The 20120-nt window shown below is 71.0% G+C and carries 19 protein-coding genes; 10 read left to right on the top strand and 9 right to left on the bottom strand.

Translation table 11 applies throughout. The annotated features are described in order from the left end of the window. Positions 1-129 precede the first annotated feature (129 nt). Both BM396_RS25270 and BM396_RS25265 read right to left on the bottom strand, forming a co-directional pair. The gene (locus tag BM396_RS25270; RefSeq protein ID WP_043350130.1) at positions 130-2268 is read right to left on the bottom strand and encodes a molybdopterin-containing oxidoreductase family protein; all 2139 of its coding nucleotides are present in this window, start codon (positions 2266-2268) and stop codon (positions 130-132) included. A gap of 136 nt (positions 2269-2404) precedes the next feature. Further along, a complete protein-coding gene (locus tag BM396_RS25265; protein WP_051976175.1) occupies positions 2405-4303 on the bottom strand; it encodes a tetratricopeptide repeat protein in 1899 nt (632 codons plus the stop codon). A gap of 303 nt (positions 4304-4606) precedes the next feature. Here BM396_RS25265 and BM396_RS25260 point away from each other — a divergent pair, with 303 nt between their 5' ends. The 4 genes from BM396_RS25260 (at position 4607) to BM396_RS25250 (ending at position 5994) form a co-directional block, all read left to right on the top strand. After that, positions 4607-4792, top strand: a complete 186-nt coding sequence (locus BM396_RS25260; RefSeq protein ID WP_043385745.1) for a YegP family protein — start codon at positions 4607-4609, stop codon at positions 4790-4792. A 166-nt stretch (positions 4793-4958) separates the two neighbouring features. Beyond that, a complete protein-coding gene (locus tag BM396_RS25255) occupies positions 4959-5228 on the top strand; it encodes a hypothetical protein (RefSeq protein WP_043385676.1) in 270 nt (89 codons plus the stop codon). Between the two features lie 149 nt (positions 5229-5377). Then, positions 5378-5515, top strand: a complete 138-nt coding sequence (locus tag BM396_RS32935; protein ID WP_164706365.1) for a hypothetical protein — start codon at positions 5378-5380, stop codon at positions 5513-5515. A gap of 26 nt (positions 5516-5541) precedes the next feature. Further along, positions 5542-5994, top strand: a complete 453-nt coding sequence (locus BM396_RS25250) for an acyl-CoA thioesterase (protein WP_051976177.1) — start codon at positions 5542-5544, stop codon at positions 5992-5994. Here BM396_RS25250 and BM396_RS25245 read toward each other — a convergent pair. Further along, a complete protein-coding gene (locus BM396_RS25245) occupies positions 5987-6526 on the bottom strand; it encodes a superoxide dismutase family protein (protein WP_043385672.1) in 540 nt (179 codons plus the stop codon). The two genes, BM396_RS25250 and BM396_RS25245, sit on opposite strands and share 8 nt — an antisense overlap. 109 nt (positions 6527-6635) lie before the next feature. Here BM396_RS25245 and BM396_RS25240 point away from each other — a divergent pair, with 109 nt between their 5' ends. The 5 genes from BM396_RS25240 to BM396_RS25220 all read left to right on the top strand — a co-directional run bounded on the left by BM396_RS25240 (position 6636) and on the right by BM396_RS25220 (position 12280). Beyond that, positions 6636-7415: a TlyA family RNA methyltransferase gene (locus tag BM396_RS25240; protein ID WP_051976174.1), complete on the top strand. Its 780-nt coding sequence runs from the start codon at positions 6636-6638 to the stop codon at positions 7413-7415. Continuing rightward, positions 7412-8665, top strand: coding sequence for a class I SAM-dependent RNA methyltransferase (locus BM396_RS25235; protein WP_043385669.1), 1254 nt, complete (start codon positions 7412-7414; stop codon positions 8663-8665). The genes BM396_RS25240 and BM396_RS25235 overlap by 4 nt, the downstream gene beginning before the upstream one ends. 53 nt (positions 8666-8718) lie before the next feature. After that, positions 8719-8991 carry a hypothetical protein gene (locus BM396_RS25230; protein ID WP_043348336.1) on the top strand — a complete coding sequence of 91 codons (273 nt, stop codon included), beginning with the start codon at positions 8719-8721 and terminating at the stop codon, positions 8989-8991. Between the two features lie 501 nt (positions 8992-9492). After that, the gene (locus tag BM396_RS25225) at positions 9493-10497 is read left to right on the top strand and encodes a magnesium transporter CorA family protein (protein ID WP_043348324.1); all 1005 of its coding nucleotides are present in this window, start codon (positions 9493-9495) and stop codon (positions 10495-10497) included. A 97-nt stretch (positions 10498-10594) separates the two neighbouring features. Beyond that, positions 10595-12280 carry a methyl-accepting chemotaxis protein gene (locus BM396_RS25220; protein ID WP_043385666.1) on the top strand — a complete coding sequence of 562 codons (1686 nt, stop codon included), beginning with the start codon at positions 10595-10597 and terminating at the stop codon, positions 12278-12280. 3 nt (positions 12281-12283) lie between these two features. On the opposite strand, the gene BM396_RS25215 is transcribed toward BM396_RS25220, so the two are convergent. The 5 genes from BM396_RS25215 to BM396_RS25195 form a co-directional block, all read right to left on the bottom strand. Next, the gene (locus BM396_RS25215) at positions 12284-12604 is read right to left on the bottom strand and encodes a DMT family transporter (protein ID WP_043385663.1); all 321 of its coding nucleotides are present in this window, start codon (positions 12602-12604) and stop codon (positions 12284-12286) included. 280 nt (positions 12605-12884) lie between these two features. Then, positions 12885-14570 carry a B12-binding domain-containing radical SAM protein gene (locus tag BM396_RS25210; RefSeq protein ID WP_043348316.1) on the bottom strand — a complete coding sequence of 562 codons (1686 nt, stop codon included), beginning with the start codon at positions 14568-14570 and terminating at the stop codon, positions 12885-12887. 243 nt (positions 14571-14813) lie between these two features. Then, on the bottom strand, positions 14814-15620 hold the full coding sequence (locus BM396_RS25205; RefSeq protein WP_043348313.1) for an SDR family NAD(P)-dependent oxidoreductase: 807 nt from the start codon (positions 15618-15620) through the stop codon (positions 14814-14816). A gap of 32 nt (positions 15621-15652) precedes the next feature. Beyond that, positions 15653-16432 (bottom strand): enoyl-CoA hydratase-related protein, encoded by a 780-nt coding sequence (locus BM396_RS25200; protein WP_043348311.1) that lies wholly within the window; start codon positions 16430-16432, stop codon positions 15653-15655. A 10-nt stretch (positions 16433-16442) separates the two neighbouring features. Then, complete coding sequence (locus BM396_RS25195) at positions 16443-18182, bottom strand: acyl-CoA dehydrogenase family protein (RefSeq protein ID WP_043385660.1); 1740 nt, start codon at positions 18180-18182, stop codon at positions 16443-16445. Between the two features lie 137 nt (positions 18183-18319). On the opposite strand from BM396_RS25195, the gene BM396_RS25190 reads away from it, so the two are divergent. Further along, positions 18320-19318, top strand: coding sequence for an L-threonylcarbamoyladenylate synthase (locus BM396_RS25190; protein WP_043385736.1), 999 nt, complete (start codon positions 18320-18322; stop codon positions 19316-19318). A 133-nt stretch (positions 19319-19451) separates the two neighbouring features. On the opposite strand, the gene wrbA is transcribed toward BM396_RS25190, so the two are convergent. Beyond that, positions 19452-20054: an NAD(P)H:quinone oxidoreductase gene (gene wrbA / locus BM396_RS25185; protein WP_043348306.1), complete on the bottom strand. Its 603-nt coding sequence runs from the start codon at positions 20052-20054 to the stop codon at positions 19452-19454. Positions 20055-20120: the final 66 nt, after the last annotated feature.

Genomic DNA, 20120 nt, shown 5'->3' with positions numbered 1-20120 from the left:
ACCCCGTCTCCCCATGAGGGCTCCGCTGTCCCCGCGCGCGCAGCGACGCACGCAAGCCGGCACCACATCCCCGGCTGTGACGCTGCCCCGGCTCCCGTCGCTGCGCGCGGTTCCCATCATGGGACTCGGTCAGTTCGCCCGCGAGACCTCGACGAGGTTGTCGGAGAACGAGGGGGCGTGGCCCATATCGGTGAAGGCCGCCGACGAGATGCTGTTGACCGTCCCCTCGTTGAGCTGGCGCCAGTAGCCGAGGGTCGCCACCACGATTCCGTGCGTGACGTCGTCGGTGACGCGCGCGACGCCCTTGAAGGCGCCCCGGGCATTGGCGACCTGGACGCGGTCGCCGTCGACGATGCCCCGGGACTCGGCATCGGCCGGGCTGATCATCACGAACTGCTCGCCCTGGCCCTTCTGCTTGTCCGCCATGTTGGCGTAGCAGGAATTCAGGAAGTAGTGGCTCTTGGGCGAGACGATGTTGAGCGGGTAGCGCTTGGCCAGCTCCGGATCGTTCGCGTGCGATTCCCGCGCACCGACATAGTCGGGCAGCGGGTCGAGGGGTTCGCCGGGCTGGAAGCCCTCGTACATCTGCCGGAACGGCGGCGCGACGAAGTTCGTGGCGCCCTCGATCTTGAGCATGCACTTGCCGGTATCGGTCGGGAAGTTGCCCTCCCGGTGCGGGGCGCGGTCGTCCGGCGTGCCCACCTTCAGGCGGGCGAAGCCATGCGCGCGCATGTAGGCGAGGTCGATCCCCGCGCAGGCGGGCGAGGCCCAGTCGACGTAGTGCTCCAGGCACTCCGCGTCCGACCATTTGAAGTTCTCTTCCTCGAAGCCGAACCGGGCGGCGAGCCTGCGGAAGATCTCGTTGTTGGGGATCGCCTCGCCGGGCGCCTCCGCGCACTTGGTGTTGTAGGTGAGGTAGAGGTGGCCCCAGGAGAGGATCATGTCCTCCATCTCGGCGCCCATCGCGGCCGGAAGCAGGATGTCGGCGTAGGCGGCCGTGTCCGAGATGAAGTGCTCGGCCGAGACCATGAACAGGTCCTCCCGCATCAGGCCCGCGACGATCTTGTCGGTCTCGGGGGCCTGCGTCACCGGGTTCGAGTTCCAGCACATCATCGACATGATCGGCGGGTCGAGCTTCAGCTCCCCGGTGAGCGCGCGGCCGATCTGCAGGTTCGAGACGACCCGGGTGCCCTCCGGGATCAGGTCGGGCCGGCACATGACGTCGAACTTGTAGGGATGCTCCCAGACCGGGAACTGCGTGACGCCGCCGCCGACATGGCGCCACGCACCGGTGAGCGCCGGGATGCAGGTGACCGCCCGGATGGTCTGGCCGCCGCCGAAATGCCGCTCCAGCGCCACGCCCATGCGGATGCCCACCGGCTGGGCCGTCGCCATCTCGTGGGCGAGCCTGCGGATGTCGGCCGCCGGGACGCCCGTGATGGATTCCGCCCATTCCGGCGTGCGCGGGGCGGCCCGCTCCTTCAGATCGGCGAAGCCGATCGTGTGGTTGTCGACGTAGTCCTGGTCGACGAGGCCCTGCGCGATGATCGAGTTGATCAGCGCCATGGCGAGGGCGCCGTCGGTGCCGGGCTTCGGGGCGATGTGCCAGTCGGCGGCCTTGGCGGTGCGCGACGCGTAGGCGTCGATGACGACGACCTTGGCGCCCTTCTTCTGCGCGTCCTTCACGATCGCCCAGTGGTGGAGGTTCGTGCTGACGGAGTTGCAGGCCCAGATGACGATGTACTTGGAGTGGATGTAGCTCTCCGGATCGAGGCCGGCGGTCGGCCCGACGGTGAGGAGCCAGGCCGTGCACGAGCCCTCGCCGCAGAAGGTCCGCTCGGTCACGGTGGCGCCCAGGCGGTTGAAGAAGGCGTCGCCGCCGTTCAGCCCGTGCACGAGGCCCTGGTTGCCGAGATAGCTGTAGGGGGCGATGGCCTGCGGCCCGTACTGGTCGATGATCGCCGTCCAGCGGCTGACGATCTCGTCGAGCGCCTCGTCCCAGGTGATGCGCGCGAATTGCTTGGAGCCCTTCGGGCCGACGCGCTTCATCGGGTAGAGCACCCGGTCCGGATGATAGTGGCGCTTCTCATAATCCTTCAGCTTCACGCAGAGGCCGCCCCGGGTCATCGGGTGGTCCGGGTTGCCGCGCACGCTCAGAAGCTCGCCGCCCTTCACCTCGAACAGCATGGAGCAGGTGTCGGGACAATCATGCGGACAGGCGCCGTAGAAGACCTCTGAGACGGCCTCGGCCTGGACGATCTCGTTCATCGTTTCCTCCCTGACTCCGCAGGCGTCTCGTTATTATGCGTGTTTCTCGGCGCGGGTCGGGTCCAGCCTATATCGGGAAGAAGAAAAATTCTAATTCGAGCGCGGTGCCCGATCCGTGCCGGGCGGACGCGCGGGGTCAGCCCTCCGGCAGTCCAGCGCGGCGCAGGCCCTCGTAGATGCGTGCCCGCTGGGCCAGGAAGGTCGGATCGGTGGAGGTCAGGCTTCGGTAGCGGGCGAGGGTGTAGCCGGGGCGCAGCCTGAGGAACTCGGCGAGGGAGGCCCGCGCCTCCACATCCCGGCCGAGCCGCGCGAAGGCGCAGGCGAGATAGAGGTGGGGGAAGTCGAAGAGCGGGTTCACCGCCGCCGCGCGGCGCAGCGGCTCGATCGCCTCCTGATCCTGCCCGAGATGGAGCTTGGCCAAGCCGTCCCGGGCGAGCCACGCCCCGAGCAGGGGATCCTTGGGGCTGAGGCGGATGGCGGCGGCGATGTCGCGCTCCGTCTCCTCGGCCCGTCCGAGGAAGATCTGGATGAGGCCGCGATAGGCGTAGGCCCGGGCGAAGCTGGGATTCAGGGTGAGCACCCGGTCGAACGCCGCGAGGGCCTCCGCGTAGCGCGATCGGGCGCGCAGGGTCTCCCCGCGCAGGTAATGCGCGAAGGGATGTGTCGGGTCGCCCTGGAGGACCGATGCGATCGCCTGCTCGGCCGTGTCGAGATCCGCCGTCCGCTCGGTCGTCCAGCCGTTCAGCACCCCGTCGACGAGCACCTCGGCGAGCCCCAGGCGCGCATCGACATTGGCCGGATCGAGGCCGAGCGCGCGCTCGAACAGCGGACGGGCCTGGGCGTGGTTGTCGCGGGCGAAGGGCCGGTTGAGCAGCGCCTGTCCGCGCATGACCAAGTCCACCGCATCCGCCGGCTGGCCCGACCGGGCCTGCGTGGCGGCCTCGAGAAGACGCACGCCGAGAGCGCGGCCGACCTGGGCGACGAGGACGTCCTGCGCGGCGCCGACGGCGGTCCGCGGTCCGTCGTAGCGGTCGGCCCAGAGGGCGGCGCCGGTCTCGGCATCCGTCAGTTGCACGGCGAAGCGCACCTGCTCGCCGCTCTGCCGAAGGCTTCCCTGCACGACGTAGCGGACGCCGAGTTCGCGGCCGACGGCGCGCGGCTCGAGAGGCCGCCCCCTGTAGGCCTGTGCCGTACCGTGCGCGATGACGAAGGTTCCCGGGGCGCGGGCGAGATCGGCGGAGAGATCCTCGGCGAGCTGCTCGGCGAGATAATCCTGGTCTGCTTCGCCGCTCTGGTTCGCCAGGGGCAGGACCACCAGGGACAGTCTCGGGCGCAGAGGCTCGCCCGGCCCATCCGTGCGCTCGGATCCGACGAGACGGGGCCAGGTCAGAGCCAGCCCCGCGGCGGCGAGGACCGCGACGGCGCCGAGCGTCGGCCGGAGGGCGGCGCGGGCGCGGCCCGCCCGGATGGCGCGCGACGTCCGCTGGTCCGGGGGCGGCACGGCGTAGACGCGCACGGGGCGTGCGATGTTCTTGAGGCGCTGCGGGCCGAGATCGATGAACGGGATTTCCGAGAGACCACGAACCTGCAGGTAGGCGGCTTCCGAAAGCCTCAGGGCACCGGGCTCGGCGGCGCTCTGCAGACGCGCGGCGATGTTGACGCCGTCGCCGAAGAGATCGCCGTCATGCACCATGATGTCGCCGAGATGGATCCCGATGCGGAGACGGAACTGCGCGGCCTCCCCCTCGGCCTCGGCGAGGGCTCGCTGGATCGCCACCGCACAGCAGACGGCATCCATGACCGAGGCGAACTCGGCCAGCACGCTGTCCCCGGCCGTGTTGGCGATCCGTCCGTGACGGGCCGCGATCATCCGGTCGACGATCCGCCGCGTGGCCTGGAGGGCGCGCATGGCGCCGCTCTCGTCGGCATGCATCGCCTTCGAATAGCCGGCGATGTCGGCGGCGAAGATCGCGGCCAGCCGGCGTTCCGGAACCGACCATTCCGATGCGCTGGACAGTGCCCTGTTCTCGCTCATCGCGATCCGTTCACGCCACGGCGACCCGGCAAGCCCGACCGTGGCCGCGTGATTCGCCACCCGCAGCGATGCAGCCGAATACTGCTTTGATCCAATGATGTCGAGCGAACACAGGCATTCGTTCGCGCAAAACAAAGAATCGAGCCGGATCCGAGTCCGTCGCCGGGACTTCTCGAGCCCCCCGCAGCGGATGGTCCTTCCGCGACCGTCGCCCGACCGGACGGCCGCTCCGGCGCGGGCAGATCCTTTTATTGGCCGCGCCGTGCCCCCATTTCTGCCGACGGACGAATGGGGGCCTGCATCATGCGGTTCGAACTCTATCGGGACGCCAAGGGTGAATGGCGCTGGCGCCTCCGGGCGCGCAACGGCGAGGTGATCGCCGAATCCGGCGAAGGCTATAGCCGCCGCGAGGATTGCGAGCACGGCATCGCCCTCGTGCGCCAAAGCGCCGAGGCCCGCATCGAGGACATGACGACGAAGATCGCCTGACCCGTCGGGTCTCAACCCGCGATCAACCCTGTCCGAAACGTCGCAGCGGTTATGCTGCAACGCTTCCGCTCGCCTACGCGTTGCAGCGTTTCGGACCGGGCGGAGGGCCCTCGCTTCCCGTGCGGTTCGTCGACCAGGACGTAACCACACGAAGGGAGTCGAGACCGTGCTGAGGAAATTCCTGCTCGCGGCCCTGCTGGTGCTGGGCTTCGCGGCTGCGGCGCCGGAGGGCGCGTCCGCCGCGCCCATCGGTCCGGGGCTGGCCCTGCCCGCCGAAGCCGCGCCGGCAGTAGCCGAGAAGGCCCAGTACTACTACCGCCGCCGCTTCTACGGCCCGCGGCCCTACTGGCGCCGCCCCTATTACCGTCGCCGGTTCTACTACGGCCCGCGGCCGTTCTACCGCCGTCCCTATTACGGCCGCCGGTTCTACTACTGAGCGGTTCTCCGACCTGACCGGCCCGGCGGCTCCCTCGAGCCGCCGGGCTTTTTCATGCGCCGATTCGGGGTGCGCGCGGGCGGCCCTTGCTTTATCGTGCCGGGAACGGGACCGCCGACGGCAGATCGGTGCGCCCGAGAGGAAGCCCGATGAACGATATTGCGCAACGCGCCGAGCCTGCGGCGGCGACGCCGGACCTCTGGCAATCCATCCCGCTCGAATGCATCCTGAGTGCGGTCGCCGTGCTGCTGGCGGCGGGTCTCAAGCTCGCCGGCCTGATGTCCTGACGGCGCAGACGGGGCGGATGGACGGCATGCAGCACGTCACACTCTCACCGGCCGGAAGCGCGACACCGCCCGTGGAGGTCGATCTGCCCAAGGGCGACCTCACGGTGCGCACCATCGCCATGCCGGCCGACACCAATGCCAACGGCGACATCTTCGGCGGCTGGGTGCTCTCGCAGATGGACCAAGCCGGTGGCATCGCGGGGGTGGACCGGGCGCAGGGCCGCGTGGTCACCGTGGCGCTCGAATCCATGACCTTCATCCGGCCGGTCCGGGTCGGCGACGTGCTGTGCGTCTATACCCGGGTGGCGCATGTCGGCCGGACCTCGATGAAGATCGAAGTCGAGGCCTGGGCGCGGCGCTTCTGCACCCAGGTTCGCGAGCGGGTCACGCAGGCCACGTTCACCTTCGTGGCCATCGACGAGGCCGGCCGCCCGCGGCCGATCCCGCCGGCGGTGCCCTCGCCCTCCGCGACTACTTGATCACCCCGCAGGCGATCCGGTCGCCGGCGCCGCCGATCGGCTGGCTGGTGTGGTCGTCCTCGTTGGCGTGAATGATCAGTGCCGCGCCGTCACCATCCTTGAGGCCGCCCTCGCCGTTCAGCGGCGTCTCGCTCGAGACCTCGGCATTGGCCGAGCCGTCCTGCGCGGCGTAGAGGTTCGGCAGGTCGCCCTCGTCGGGCCCCTCGGCGTTGAGCAGCCCGTGCTTGCTCTGGTCGTGGTTCACGTGGGCCTTCGAGTTCATGAACTTCGGATCCGAGCAGTCGCCCACGGCATGGAAATGCATCCCGTGCCAGCCGGGCGGCAGACCACCGGGCTGGATCGTCACGCGCAGGACCAGGGCATTCGCCCCGTCGCGGATCGACAAGGCGCCGATCGCGTCGCCCTTGGCGTTCTTGATCGGCGCCGTGTAGGTCTCTGCCGGTTTGGCGGTCTCCTTCGGAGGCTCCTGCGCCAGGGCGGCGCCGGCGGCGACGGTCCCGAGCAACGCGAGCAGCGGCAGGGTGCGGGTCATACGGTGGCTCTCCTCTCCGGCCCGGTCTAGTTAGGGAGCGCGCCGGCCTTCGACAGGGCGGCGGCCCGAAACCTCCGCCGCAGATCTGCCGGGACCGCACGAAGCCCTGATGACCCGAGACCGGCCTATCCAGGACCGCGCGCCGCCCACGGACGATCCGTCCCCGCGTCGCGCCGACCTGTTCCTCGTGGCGCACGGCCATTTCGAGAGCCGGGCCCGGGCCCAGGCTGCGATCCGCGCCGGGCTCGTGCGGGTCGACGGGCGCCCGCTCGCCCGCCCCTCGGACACGATCGCCCCGGGGGCACGGGTCGAGGCGGAATCCGAGCATCCCTACGCCTCCCGCGGCGGCATGAAGCTCGCCGCCGCCCTGGATGCGTTCGGCCTCGACCCGGCCGGCCGTACCGGCCTCGACGTCGGCGCCTCGACGGGCGGCTTTACCGACGTGCTGCTGGCCCGCGGCGCCCGCCACGTCCACGCGCTGGATGTGGGCCGGGGGCAATTGCATCCGCGCCTCGCCGGGGATCCGCGGGTGACCAACCGGGAGGGGACCGACATCCGCGTCCTCGACCCGGACGCCCTCGTCCCGCGCCCCGATCTCGCCAGCGTGGACGTGAGCTTCATCGGTCTGCGCCTCGTCCTGCCGGTCCTGCCGCCGCTGCTCGCCCCGGGAGCGGAGGTCGTCGCGCTGATCAAGCCGCAATTCGAGGCCGGGCGCGGGCGGGTCGGCCGCGGCGGCCTCGTGCGCGATCCGGCGGTCCACGCAGAAGTCTGCGCGGCCATCCGCAAAACCCTGGAGGCGCTCGGCGCCGAAATCCTGGGCCTCATCGACTCGCCGGTGCCGGGCGGCGACGGCAATGCCGAGTTCCTGATCGGTGCGAGGTTGCCGTGAGCGAGACAGCCGACATCGAGACAGTCACGATCCGCGACCTCGGCGCCCGCGGCGACGGGATCGCCGAGGATGGGATCCTCGTGCCCTACACCTTGCCCGGGGAACGCGCGGAAATCCGCCGGGAGGCGCGGCGCGGCGACCTCATCGCCGTCACGCAGGCCTCCCCCGACCGGGTCGCGCCGTTCTGCCCGTACTACATGCGCTGCGGCGGCTGCCGCACCCAGCACCTCGCGCGGCCCGCGGAACTCGCCTGGAAGCGCGGCCTCGTCGCGCAGGCCCTGTCCCAGGCCCGCCTCAACGTGGCCCCTGCCCCGATCATCGACGCGCACGGGACCGGGCGTCGCCGCCTCACCCTGCACGTGCGGGAGATCGATGGCCGGGCCGAGGCCGGGCTGATGGCGGCGCGCAGCCACGCGCTGGTCCCGATCGACCATTGCCCGATCACCGTGCCGGCGCTGCACGCGGCGCCCGCGGTGGCGCGCCGCCTCGCCGCCCCCCTGGGCCATGGGCGCAAGCCCCTCGACGTGGCCGTCACCGCCACCGACCAGGGCCTGGACGTCGATCTGCGCGGCCACGGCCCGGTGAGCGCCGGCGTGGGCACCGCGCTGGTGCGGATCGCCGGCGAACTCGGCCTCGCCCGCCTCTCCCTCCACGGCGAGCGGCTCATGGAGGCCGAGCCGGTCTCGGTCACCGCCGACGCGATCCGCCTCTACCCGGCGCCCGGCGGATTCCTGCAGGCGACCGCCGCCGGACAGGCGACGCTCTGCGATCTCACCCTGACGGCCCTCGGCCCCCGTGTCCGACGTGTCGCCGACCTGTTCGCGGGCTGCGGGCCGTTGAGCCTGGCGATCGCCCGGACGGCCGCCGTTCACGCCGTCGAGTCCGACGCCGCCGCCCTGGCCGGGCTCGAACGTTCCGCGCGCATGGCCTCGGGCCTGCGCAGGATCACCACCGAGCGCCGCGACCTGTTCCGGCGGCCCCTGCTCCCCCTCGAACTCGAGGCCTTCGATGCGGTGGTGTTCGACCCGCCCCGGGCCGGCGCGGAGGCCCAGGCCCGCCAGCTCGCCGCCGCGCGCGTGCCCCTCGTGATCGGCGTCGCCTGCGACGCCGGCACCTTCGCCCGGGATGCGGCGACGCTGGTTGCCGGAGGCTACCGGCTGGAGGCCGTCACGCCGGTGGACCAGTTCCGCCATTCGGGCCATGTTGAGATGGTTGGCGTGTTCCGACGCGAGCCGGCGCGGCGCCGATGAGGCAGGCAACCCGCAGTGAAGTTCGGCGTTCTCTCGAAGACTGGAGAGGTTCCATGAGCCGAGGATATTTTCGTCTCGCAGGTCTGGCCGCGCTGAGTCTCACCCTCTCGGCTCCCCTCGCGGCACAGACGGTCGCGCCCGATCAGACGGGCACCGGCGGCGGCCCGGCCTCCACGATCACGGCGCCGAACACCAACAGCCTCGGCGTCACCAAGCCGCCAGGCACGTCGCTCGGGGCCGCCGAAGTGCCGTCCCGCACGGAGGAGCGGCGTGAGCGCGCCCTGACCGATCGGATCGAACGCAGCATCTGCGACGGCTGCAACTGAGCCTGGGTCTGGGGCACTCGCTCGCGGTCGGCGGACCTTGCCGCTGCAGGGTCGTCCTGGGCCGGGCGGCAGGCGACCACGGCCGCCAGGGTGAGCCCGGCTCGCCGGACGCGGGGACGATGCCACCCGGACCGAGCAGGCGCCTCTCCGGGCGGCGATGGCCGAATTCGGCGGGATCGCCCAGACGACGGTCGGCTGACGGCGCCCAGGCCGGACGAACCGGTTGCGCCCGCGGCGGTCCATGAGACGGTCCATGAGAGGGCGCGCGACCGCTCCGTCACCCCTATTCACCGCCCTTTCGACGCCAAGGCTCTCGGCGAGGCGGCGACCGGCCCCGCAGCGACCGACCCCGAGCTGTTCCGAGGGATTGGGCCGCGATGTCACGGAAGCGTCAGAAAACAGCGCCACATCCCCGGCACAGCTTGCATCGATCGTCGCGGTGCCGGATGCGGGCTGCGGCCCTGCGCTGTCCCGTGACCGATCCGTATCCGAGACCTGCTCGTGATCTTCATCCACCAGCCCGCCATCGGCGCCGGAGCCACGCTGCTTGAACGCCGCGTCATCGATCTCCAGGACACGATCCCCGAAGACACCGTCTGGCTCGACCTGATCCGCCCGAGCCGCGAGGAGGAGCTGAAGGTCGAGGCCTTCGCCGGCATCGAGGTGCCGACCCGCGAGGAGATGAAGGACATCGAGCCCTCGGAGCTGCTCTACGTGGAAGACGGCGCCCGCTACATGACCGGGCGCGTGCTCTCGAAGGTCAGCGATGCCGAGGAGCCGGGGCTCGCCGGCATCACCTTCATCCTGCGCGGCAACCGGCTCGTTACCGTGCGCCACGAGGAGCCGCAGGCCTTCCGCATGTACACGCAGCGCGCCGGGCGCTCGATGGGCAACGGCAGCGCGTCGGCCACCTCGGGCGAGACCATCCTGGCCGGGCTGATCGAGGCGGTGATCGACCGGGCCGCCGACGTGCTCCAGCTCCAGGGCGAACGCATCGACCGCCTGTCGGGCAAGATCTTCGAAGTGCAGGAGGATCCGTCCGCCCGCAACACCGCCCTCCAGGACACGTTACGCGCCCTCGGCCGGCACGGCGATCTCATCTCCAAGCAGCGGGAGAGCCTCGTCTCCATGGAGCGTATTCTGCTCTCGCTGTCGGCCACCTACCGGACCAACAAGGCCCCGCGCGATCTGCGCGAGGATGTCCGTTCCACCCTGCGGGATCTGCAATCCCTCGAGGAGCACGCCACCTTCCTGTCCACGAAAATTCAATTTTTGCTCGACGCAACACTCGGTCTTGTCAATCTTGAACAGAACAACATCATCAAGCTGTTTTCGGTCATGGCGGTCGTCTTCATGCCGCCGACGCTGATCGCGTCGATCTATGGCATGAATTTTAAAGCCATACCCGAACTAGATTTCTCATTCGGATACCCGATGGCGCTGGTCATGATGGTCGTCGCAGCGGTATTCCCTTACTTTTTCTTTCGCTGGAAGAAGTGGCTTTAACGGCAAAGTCTGCTTCAGAACTGGAAAAATATTAAGGTCTCTGCGGGAGCATGGTGAGACCTGCAGGCGCGGCATGGCCGCGATGACGGAACCTCCCATGCGTTTCTCCCTCAAGACGGTTCTCGCCGGTGCGATCGGCCTGCTTGCCCTCGCCGCCGTCGGCCAGGGAATCGCCAGTGTCGTGAGCCTGTCGGAGATCGAGCGCAACGCCGCGGCGATCTCCCAGCAGGCCCTGCCCACGCAGAACCAGGCCGAGGCCATCGGGACGGCCGTGCGGGACGCCCGCCTGCGGCTCTACCGGCTGGTGGTGGCCTCGCCCGACGCGGCAGCCCTGGACAAGAACCAGACCGCGCTCACCGACACCCTCGGCGAGCTTTCCGGCCTCCGTCAGGCTTACCAGGAGCGCCTGACGGGTCCCCAGGACCGGGAGATCTACGAGCGCTTCACCAATGCCTGGAACGCCTACCAGAACGTCCAGCTGCAAGTGGTCGAGCTGATGATCGCAGGCGATCAGCCGGGCGCGCTCGCGCTGGTGCTGGACCCCGCGACGGGTGCGCAGAACGATGCCGCGGTGGCGAGCCTGACCGAGTCCATCGCCTCTGCCCGGGCACAGACCGCGGCCAATGTCGCCGTGACCGTGCAGGCGGCGACGCGCGCCAAGCTGATCGCGATGGCCGCCACCGTGGTGGGCCTCGTGGTCGCCGCCGCCGCGATGCTGTTCGCCCTGTTCGGGATCGCGCGCCCGATCGAGCGCATGACCGGGGCGATGGGCCGCCTCGCCCAGGGCGACGAGAGCGTGCCGGTCCCGCACACCGGGCGCCGCGACGAGATCGGCGCGATGGCGGCGGCCGTACAGGTCTTCAAGGACAACCTGATCCACACCCGCGCCCTGGAGCGGGAGACGGCCCAGGCCCGGGAGGGCGCCGAGGCGCAGCGCCGGCGGGCCGTTCACGCCATGGCCGAGTCCTTCGAGGCCGCGGTCGGCGGCGTGCTGACGCGGGTGGCGGACGCCGCCCTCGGCCTGCGGGCCGAAGCCGAGGCGATGACCAGCACGGCCACGCACACGGCCGAGCGCTCGGCCACGGTGGCGGGGGCCGCGCAGGAGGCCGCCCAGCATGTCGGCACCGTCGCGGCGGCCGCGGAGGAACTCGGCGCCTCGGTGCAGGAGATCGGCCGCCAGGTGGACGGGTCTGCCGAACTCGCCCGGAGCGCGGTGGTCCAGGCCGGCGCCACCGCCAGCCTCGTGCAGGACTTGAGCACGGCGGCGGGCCGGATCGGCGATGTCGTGCGCCTCATCACCGACATTGCAGGCCAGACGAACCTGCTGGCGCTCAACGCCACGATCGAGGCGGCCCGCGCCGGCGATGCGGGACGCGGCTTCGCGGTGGTCGCCAGCGAGGTGAAGCAGCTCGCCGCCCAGACCGCCAAGGCCACCGAGGAGATTGCCGGTCAGGTCGGCCGGATCCAGGGCGCCACCGGACAGACCGTGGACGCCATCGACGGCATCGCATCCCGCATCCGCGAGATCGACGGCGTGGCGACCTCGATCGCGGCCGCCGTCGAGCAGCAGGGCGCGGCGACCCGGGAGATCGCCCGGAACGTCGCCGAGGCCGCATCCGGAACCAGCGCGGTCACCGGGACGATCGACGCAGTGGCGCGGGCGGCCGACGACACGGGCTCGGCCGCCACACGGATGCTCGCCTCGGCGACAAGCCTCTCGGAAGAGACCGCCGAGCTGCGGCGGGAGATCGACGGCTTCCTGCACACCGTGCGCGCGGCCTGACGCTCAGCCGGGGCTCGACAGCTTCATCAGGACGAGCCCGGATCCGATCAGGCCGGCCGCGAGGATCCGGCTGGCGCTCGCCTGCTCGCCGAGCACGGCGATGCCGACCAGGAAGGCGCCGACCGCGCCGATGCCGGTCCAGATCGTGTAGGCGGTTCCCAGGGGCAACGTGCGCATCGCCAGCGCCAGGAAGCCGACACTGCCGGCCATCGACACGGCCATGATCGCGGTCGGCCAGAAGCGCGTGAAGCCGTCCGACTGCTTCATCGCGTAGGCCCAGACGACCTCGAGAACGCCCGCGATGACGAGAGAGATCCAGGCCATGGCGGCCCTCCTGAAAGGGCCGGGCCGTCCCGGACTTGTGCCCCGTTAACCGGAGGGAGGACGTGGCCTCGCGCGGGATCAGCTAAGGTTTACGGGGGACGGCGGCAAGGGCGCCGCACGGGCCCGATCCACGGACCTTATCCTGAGGTGACCGCGCAGCGGGCCTGGAAGGCGGCCTCCCGGAAGCGCGCCGCCCGGTGGCGGTCTCGTTCGAGACCAAAGCTGCGCTCCGGCACCTCGGGACGAGGGCGCGGGTCGGATGACCCGAACCGACGCCCCGTCACGCCACCGCAGCCAGGTGCTTCACCTCGGCCCGCGCCACAACCTTACCCACGGGCGGCGCCTTGCAGGTCTCAGCCTCGGGGGCCAGGACCGGCGGCTGCACCCAGCGGCCGGCGTCGAGGTCCGCGATCCGGCTGTTGATCTCGCGGATGACGTAGCGCGAGAACGGGTAGACGTGCAGGTAGATCACCATGTTGGTGACCACCGCCTCCAGGGCGGCCGGATTGCGCCGGGCGGTCTCCAGGAACACGCTCCAGAAGTGCTTGGCGAGCTCGGGACGGCGCACGGTCATCCGCCAGCACACGCGCAGCAGCGAATAGAGATCGTGGGCGATGTGGCGCCAGTTCAGCTTCTGAGCGGCGAATTTCGGCCGCTTCACCTGCCGCGCGACCACCCGGACCCGGTCGAAGAAGTTCGGCGGGTCGTAGATCTCCTGGAGGACGTCGCGGTAATCGGCCAGCACGTCGCGCTGCGGGCGCAGGGTCACGAAGTTGATGCCCTGCGTGCACTGGTCGCCCTGGTCGGCCGTGGTCGCCGCGTAGTTCTCGTAGAGGCGGCCCTCCTTGCGCAGGCGGCGCGAGAGCTGCGTGTTCGGCAGCGCGAAGAGCAGGCCGACCATGGCGATCGGGATGCCGGTCTGGCTGATGCACAGCGACATCGCCTTGCTGATGCTGTCCTTCTCGGTGTCGAAGCCGACGATGAAGCCGGCCGTGACGAACATGCCGTGCTCGTAGAGCTTGTGCACGCTGTCGGCGATCGAACGCTTGGTGTTCTGCTTCTTCTGCGTCTGGATCAGCGTCGCCTCGTCGGGCGTCTCGATCCCGGTGAACAGGGCGAAGAAGTTCGCGTCCCGCATCATCCCGAGCAGCTCGTCGTCGTCCGCGAGGTTCAGCGAGGCCTCGGTGGAGAACTTGAACGGGTAGCCGTGATCCTCCTGCCACTTGATCAGGTGCGGCAGGAACAGCTTGATGGCCTTCTTGTTGCCGATCAGGTTGTCGTCGACGAAATCGACATGGCCGCGGTAGCCGAGGCCGTAGAGCCGGTCGAGCTCCGCCAGCATCTGCGGCGTGGTCTTGGTCCGCGGGGCGCGGCCGTAGAGCTCGATGATGTCGCAGAACTCGCAGGTGAACGGGCAGCCGCGGGAGAACTGGACGCCGATGTAGAGGTAGTGGCTGAAGGTCAGCAGGTCGAAGCGCGGGATCGGGCTCGTGGTGACGTCGGCCTTGAACTTCTCGGCCGTGAGCCGGCCGCGGCGCTCGCCGGCCTCCCAGGCGGCCACGAACTTGTCGAGGATGCCCTCGGCCTCGCCCAGCACCAGGAAGTCGGCCTTGTCGTAGACCTCGGGCGTCGAGGTCGGCGCGGGGCCGCCCACGCAGACCGGGGTGCCGAGCGCCACGCAGCGGTCGATGACCACGAGGCAATCCGGCTCCTGGGGGAGCATGCCGCCGGTCATCACGAGGTCGGCGGCGCGGATCTGCTCGTCGGTCAGCTCCTCGCAATTGCGGTTGACGAGCGACACCTGCCAGGCCGGCGGCAGCATCGCGGCCAGCGTGATGAGGCCGAGCGGCGGCGCGGGCGCGCGGGCGCCCTGCAGCTCCATGGCCTCTTTGAAGTTCCACATGGAGTTTTCGTAGAACTTCGGGAACACCATCAGCACGCGCGGGGCCGTGTTCGCTTCCGACATGCCAGTTTCCCTCGTCCACACATACCCGGCCCCGCCGGCTCCAGACGGAACCGGGTGCAGGATCGCCCTCTGACCTGCGGGTCAATTAAGGCCGTTTTTCGCTCCCGCAGCAATCGGCACCGCCAATCCCGACAGGACGCCGGACCGAACGCCGAAAATCGCCCCGCCGGGGAGCGTTGAGGCTCGTTTGGCCCGTCCGTCGGGAGCGTGCGCCGGTTCCACGACACGCCCGACAAGGCCCCGTCACGGCCCGACCCGGAACCGCTCCGGCTGCGTCCCGTCGGCGTCCGTGAAGCCGTAGATCCGGGCGAGGTCGCCGGCATGCAGCACCGCACCGGCCCGGGCGGCGATATCCGGATCTGCCGCCAGCGCCGCCAGCGCTCGGCCAGCATAGAGCGGGCTCTCGGTGGCGTGCACCTCCTGGCCGAGATCGCGCGCCCGCTCGGTGGCGACGAAGCCCGGTGAGAGGCCGAGGGCGGTGACGCCGTGGGGCGCGAGTTCGCGGGCGAAGGCCAGGGTCAGCCGGTTGGTGGCGGCCTTGGCGGAATCGTAGAACACGTCACCGAGGTAATCCTCGGTCCCGAAGGAGACGAGCGCCAGAAGCCCGGTCCGCGCCGCCACCAGGGCGGGGGCGACCGCGCGGGCGAGCAGCAGGGCCGGCAGCGGCCCGGCTTCGAGCAGTCCGAGATACGGCTCGGCCGAGCGGCGCCAGAACGGCGTGCCCCATCCGGCCCCGTCCGGGTAGCGCTCGCCGTCATAGCCCTCGTTGCCGCTCCACACGCTGCAGGCCACGACGTCGATCCGACCGAACCGGCGCAGGGTCCAGTGGACCAGCGCGTCGGTGGCGCGCTCGGAGCGGTGGTCGCAGAGGTAATGGTGACCCCGCCCTCCGGCCGCGTCGACCATGCGGGCGGTGTCCTCGATCGCCTCCGGGCGCATCTCGGTGCGCGGGCCGGTCTCGCTGGAGCGCGCCGTGACGATCACCGTGGCCCCGGCCTCTCCCAGCGCGCGGGCGAGCCCCCGGCCGACGCCCCGCGACGCGCCCGCCACGAGGCAGATCTTCTTGGAGAGGTCGGGCGGGGTCACGCCGAGACGGGCTTGGTGCGGTTGAGGAAGGCGGCGAGCCGCTCCTGGGATTCGGGCGAGCGCAGCTGCGCGTCGAAGGCCTTGGCCTCCGCTTCGAGGGCGGCCTCGACCTGCGCCTGATCACCCCGGATCAGCGCCCGGGTTGCCGCCAGCGCCCCGCGGGGCAGGGCGGCGAGGCGCGCCGCCTGCGCGACCGCCTGCTCCACCAGCATGTCGGCCGGCAGCACCGCGTTGACGAGGCCGAGCGCCTGCGCCTCGTCGGCCTCGAGCGGCCGGGACAGGAGCAGCAGCTCGGTCGCCCGGAGGCGCCCGACCCGCAGGGGCAGCAGGTAGCTCGAGGCCGCCTCCGGCACGAGGCCGAGTTCGACGAAGGGCATGCGCAGCCGCGCCGCCGGGCTCGCGTAGACGAGGTCGCAATGCAGGCAGAGCGTCGCGCCGATGCCCACCGCGATCCCGTCGACCGCCGCCACCATCGGGGTTCGGGTGCGGGCGAGCTGGCGGATGAAGGCCAGCGCCGGCGAGGCGCTGAACCCGTCCCCGGCACGATCCCCGGAGGACTGGCCCATGAAGTCGGCGAGGTCGTTGCCGGCGCTGAACATGCCGGGCTGCCCGGCGAAGACCACGGCGCCGATCCGGTCCGAGGCGTCGGCCTCGACCAGAGCTGCACGCATCGCGTCGTACATGGCGCCGGTGAGCGCGTTCTTCTTCTCCGGGCGGTTCAGGGTGATCAGGCGGACGCCGCCCGAGAGGTCGTCGATCGCGACGGGTTCGGCCATAATCCGCTCCTCAAACCGCCAGCGCCAGGGGGGCGTCGTCCGTGAAGGCGCCGCCCGCCACGACGGTTTGCTCCAGGCCGCCGGCCGCGGTGAGCAGGTTCTCGGCGTAGAACCGGGCGAGCGCGATGCGGGCGGCCTGCGCCGGATCGGTCTCGCCGGCCTTCAGGGCGGCGCTGGCGGCGAGCGCGCTGCGGGCGAGGCAGGCGCCCCCGAGCGTCAGGCCGAACAGGCGCAGATACGGCGTCGCGCCCGCCAGCGCCGCCTCGGGGCGGTTGGAGCTCAGCGCGGCGAGCTGGTGGCTCGTGGCCCGGTCGAGGCTGCCGATCCCGTCGCGCAGCCGTGCCGCCATGTGGCCGAAGGCGGGATCGCCGGCCTTGAGCAGGCCCTCGGCCGCCCGGCGCATCCAGGCGATCTGCGACCGGGCCGTGGCGCCGCCGTTCAGCGGGAGCTTGCGGGCGGTGAGGTCGATCGCCTGGATGCCGTTGGTACCCTCGTAGATGCCGAGGATGCGGGCGTCGCGCATGAGCTGCGCCGCCCCGGTCTCCTCGACGAAGCCCATGCCGCCATGGACCTGCACGCCGAGCGAGGTCACCTCGTTGGCGAGGTCCGTCGCGAAGGCCTTCGCCACCGGCGTCAGAAGCGAGGCGCGGTCCAGGGCGGGTTGCCCCTCGGGGCCCTTCGACGCGTCGAGGGCGGCGGCGGTGAGGTAGCAGATGGCGCGTGCCGCGGCCGTGTACGCCTTCATGGTCAGCAGCATCCGCTGCACGTCCGGATGCGCCACGATCGGGCTCGTCGCCTCGTCGGCCCCGATGGCCTTACCCTGGCGCCGCTCTTGCGCGTAGGCGAGTGCCCGCTGGGTCGCGGCCTCGGCCACGCCGACGCCCTGCAGGCCGACGTTGAGCCGCGCCGCGTTCATCATCGTGAACATGCAGGCGAGGCCCTTGTTCTCCTGGCCGATCAGCCAGCCGGTGGCGCCGCCATCGTCGCCGAAGGCCATGGAGCAGGTCGGCGAGGCGTGGATGCCGAGCTTGTGCTCGATGCCGGAGCAGCGCAGGTCGTTGCGGGTCCCGTCCGGCAGCACCTTCGGCACCAGGAACAGGGAGATGCCCCGCGTGCCGGCGGGCGCGTCGAGCAGCCGGGCCAGGACGAGGTGGACGATGTTGTCGGCGAGATCGTGCTCGCCGTAGGTGATGTAGATCTTGGACCCGGTGATTCGGTAGGTGCCGTCGCCCGCAGGTTCGGCCCGGGTGCGCAGCAGAGCGAGGTCGGAGCCCGCCTGCGGCTCGGTCAGGTTCATCGTGGCGGGCCATTCGCCCGAGACCAGCTTCTCGAGGTAGCGCGCCTTCAGGTCGTCCGAGCCGTGGGCCGCGAGCGCCTCGATGCCGCCCTGGGTCAGGAGCGGGCAGAGGCCGAAGGCGAGGTTGGCGCCGTTCCACATCTCGGTGCAGGCGGCCTCGATCAGCTTCGGCAGGCCCTGGCCGCCATGGTCGGCCTCGGCCGAGAGCCCGTTCCAGCCGCCCTCCGTGAAGGTGCGGTAGGCCTCGCGCCAGCCGGGCGGCGTGGTGACCCGCCCCTCCGCGAAGGGGGTGCCGTGCCGGTCGCCGACCCGGTTGAGCGGCGCGATTACGCCGGCGGCGATCCGCCCGGCCTCGCTCAGGATCGCCTCGGCGTCGTCCGGATCGATGGAATCGAGCCCGGCCACGTGCCGGAGGGTGAAGAGCATCTCGGGGACCGGGGCGCGGTAACTCATACGATCCTCCCGTGTTGCGGCCCGCCCGCTCGTTCGATCCGGGGCGGGTTTGACCGCGCCCGCGCACCGGCGCTAGGGCGGGGCGAGGATAGGCGCGCGGGGCTCGCATCGCCATGACCTCGGAGACGGCTTCCCGCATGAATGATCCCGGGTCAACGGGTCCGACCGCGACCCGCCGGCTTCCCCCCGACGCGGCCGGCATCGCGGAGGCCGCCGCGCTCCTGCGGGCGGGGCGCCTCGTCGCCTTCCCCACCGAGACGGTCTACGGGCTCGGGGCGGACGCCACCGATGCCGCCGCGGTGGCGGGCATTTTCGCCGCCAAGGATCGGCCGCGCTTCAACCCGCTGATCTCGCATCTGGCTGATGCGGACGCGGCCCTGGCGGAGGGGGTCTTCGACGCGCAGGCCCGCCGCCTCGCCGCGTCCTTCTGGCCGGGTCCCCTGACCCTGGTCGTCCCGGCTCATCCGAGCACGCGGGTCTGCGACCTCGCCCGCGCCGGCCTGCCGAGCCTCGCCCTGCGGGTGCCGGCGCACCCGCTCGCCCAGGCGCTCCTCGCGGAAGTCGGCCGTCCGGTGGCGGCGCCCTCGGCCAACCGCTCCGGGCGCGTGAGCCCGACCCGGGCCGCCCATGTCCTCGACGATCTCGCTGGCCGGATCGCCGCGGTGCTCGACGGTGGCGACACGATGGTGGGCGTCGAGTCGACGGTGGTGGCCTGCCTCGGCGGCGCGCCGCGGCTTCTGCGGCCGGGCGGCATCACGCGGGCGGCGCTCCGGGACGTGCTCGGCCTCGATCCGGCATCTCCGGAGGCGGCCGACGCCGACCGGCCGGCGGGCCCCGGCATGCTCGCCTCGCATTACGCGCCCCGGGCGCGGGTCCGCCTGGATGCGGTGCGGATCGAGCCCGGCGAGGCGGTGCTGCTGTTCGGCGCCGGGCGCCCGGCCGGTCACGAAACCGCGCGGGCCAGCCTCAACCTGAGCCTGTCGGGCGATCCCACGGAGGCCGCGGCCCGCCTGTTCGGCGCCCTGCGCGACCTCGATGCCTCAGGGGCCGGCACCATCGCGGTGGTGCCGATTCCGGAAGACGGCCTCGGCGAGGCAATCCGCGACCGCCTCGCCCGGGCCGCCGCGCCCCGCTGACGGCGCAGAAATTTTTGCCGGCAGCGGAACAGATGTCGGCCTGATCCGTTTATTGATCACGAAGGCCTTCTCAGCCCCCAATGGCCTTTTTCCTTTCAGGCTCGGAGCAATCCGAGCCTTTTTTCTTGCCTTCTCAGTCTCGGGCCAGCTTGGCGGCAATGCCGGCCACATGGCGACCCTGGAAGCGGGCCCCCTCCAGTTCCACGGCGCTCGGCTGGCGGGATCCGTCACCATCCGCGATCGTGCTGGCTCCGTAGGGTGTTCCGCCCTTGACCGCCTCGACACCGCCCTGGCCCTGGAAGCTGTAGGGCAGGCCGACCACCACCATGCCGTGGTGGAACAGCACCGTGTGGAAGCTCGTCAGCGTCGTCTCCTGGCCGCCATGCTGCGAGGCCGTCGATGTGAAGACGGAGCCGACCTTGCCGACCAGCGCGCCCTTCATCCAGAGACCGCCGGTCTGGTCGATGAACTGCTTCATCTGCGACGCCATGTTGCCGTAGCGGGTCGGCGTGCCGAAGATGATGGCGTCGTACTGCGCCAGTTCGTCCACGGTGGCGATCGGGGCCGCCTGATCGAGCTTGAAATGGCTCTGCCGGGCGACCTCCTCCGGGACCAGCTCCGGCACGCGCTTCACGACGACCTCGGCCCCGGTCTCGCGGGCCCCCTCGGCGACCGCGTAGGCCATCTGCTCGACGTGACCGTAGGTCGAGTAGTACAGCACCAGAACCTTGGCCATGGACGGGTCTCTCCTGTGTGTCGGGCGGCCGAATCGTCGGCCAGCGTCGTGCCCCTCCATCGCGCA

It is taken from the genome of Methylobacterium sp. UNCCL125, from assembly GCF_900116795.1.
Taxonomy (GTDB): domain Bacteria; phylum Pseudomonadota; class Alphaproteobacteria; order Rhizobiales; family Beijerinckiaceae; genus Methylobacterium; species Methylobacterium fujisawaense.
This window is presented reverse-complemented; position numbering and strand designations above follow the sequence as displayed.

Coding starts and splice junctions, on each gene's coding strand:
- BM396_RS25270 (WP_043350130.1), bottom strand. CDS start 2,268: ATGAACGAGATCGTCCAGGCCGAGGCCGTCTCAGAGGTCTTCTACGGC.
- BM396_RS25265 (WP_051976175.1), bottom strand. CDS start 4,303: ATGAGCGAGAACAGGGCACTGTCCAGCGCATCGGAATGGTCGGTTCCG.
- BM396_RS25260 (WP_043385745.1), top strand. CDS start 4,607: ATGCGGTTCGAACTCTATCGGGACGCCAAGGGTGAATGGCGCTGGCGC.
- BM396_RS32935 (WP_164706365.1), top strand. CDS start 5,378: ATGAACGATATTGCGCAACGCGCCGAGCCTGCGGCGGCGACGCCGGAC.
- BM396_RS25250 (WP_051976177.1), top strand. CDS start 5,542: ATGCAGCACGTCACACTCTCACCGGCCGGAAGCGCGACACCGCCCGTG.
- BM396_RS25245 (WP_043385672.1), bottom strand. CDS start 6,526: ATGACCCGCACCCTGCCGCTGCTCGCGTTGCTCGGGACCGTCGCCGCC.
- BM396_RS25240 (WP_051976174.1), top strand. CDS start 6,636: ATGACCCGAGACCGGCCTATCCAGGACCGCGCGCCGCCCACGGACGAT.
- BM396_RS25230 (WP_043348336.1), top strand. CDS start 8,719: ATGAGCCGAGGATATTTTCGTCTCGCAGGTCTGGCCGCGCTGAGTCTC.
- BM396_RS25220 (WP_043385666.1), top strand. CDS start 10,595: ATGCGTTTCTCCCTCAAGACGGTTCTCGCCGGTGCGATCGGCCTGCTT.
- BM396_RS25215 (WP_043385663.1), bottom strand. CDS start 12,604: ATGGCCTGGATCTCTCTCGTCATCGCGGGCGTTCTCGAGGTCGTCTGG.
- BM396_RS25210 (WP_043348316.1), bottom strand. CDS start 14,570: ATGTCGGAAGCGAACACGGCCCCGCGCGTGCTGATGGTGTTCCCGAAG.
- BM396_RS25200 (WP_043348311.1), bottom strand. CDS start 16,432: ATGGCCGAACCCGTCGCGATCGACGACCTCTCGGGCGGCGTCCGCCTG.
- BM396_RS25195 (WP_043385660.1), bottom strand. CDS start 18,182: ATGAGTTACCGCGCCCCGGTCCCCGAGATGCTCTTCACCCTCCGGCAC.
- BM396_RS25190 (WP_043385736.1), top strand. CDS start 18,320: ATGAATGATCCCGGGTCAACGGGTCCGACCGCGACCCGCCGGCTTCCC.
- wrbA (WP_043348306.1), bottom strand. CDS start 20,054: ATGGCCAAGGTTCTGGTGCTGTACTACTCGACCTACGGTCACGTCGAG.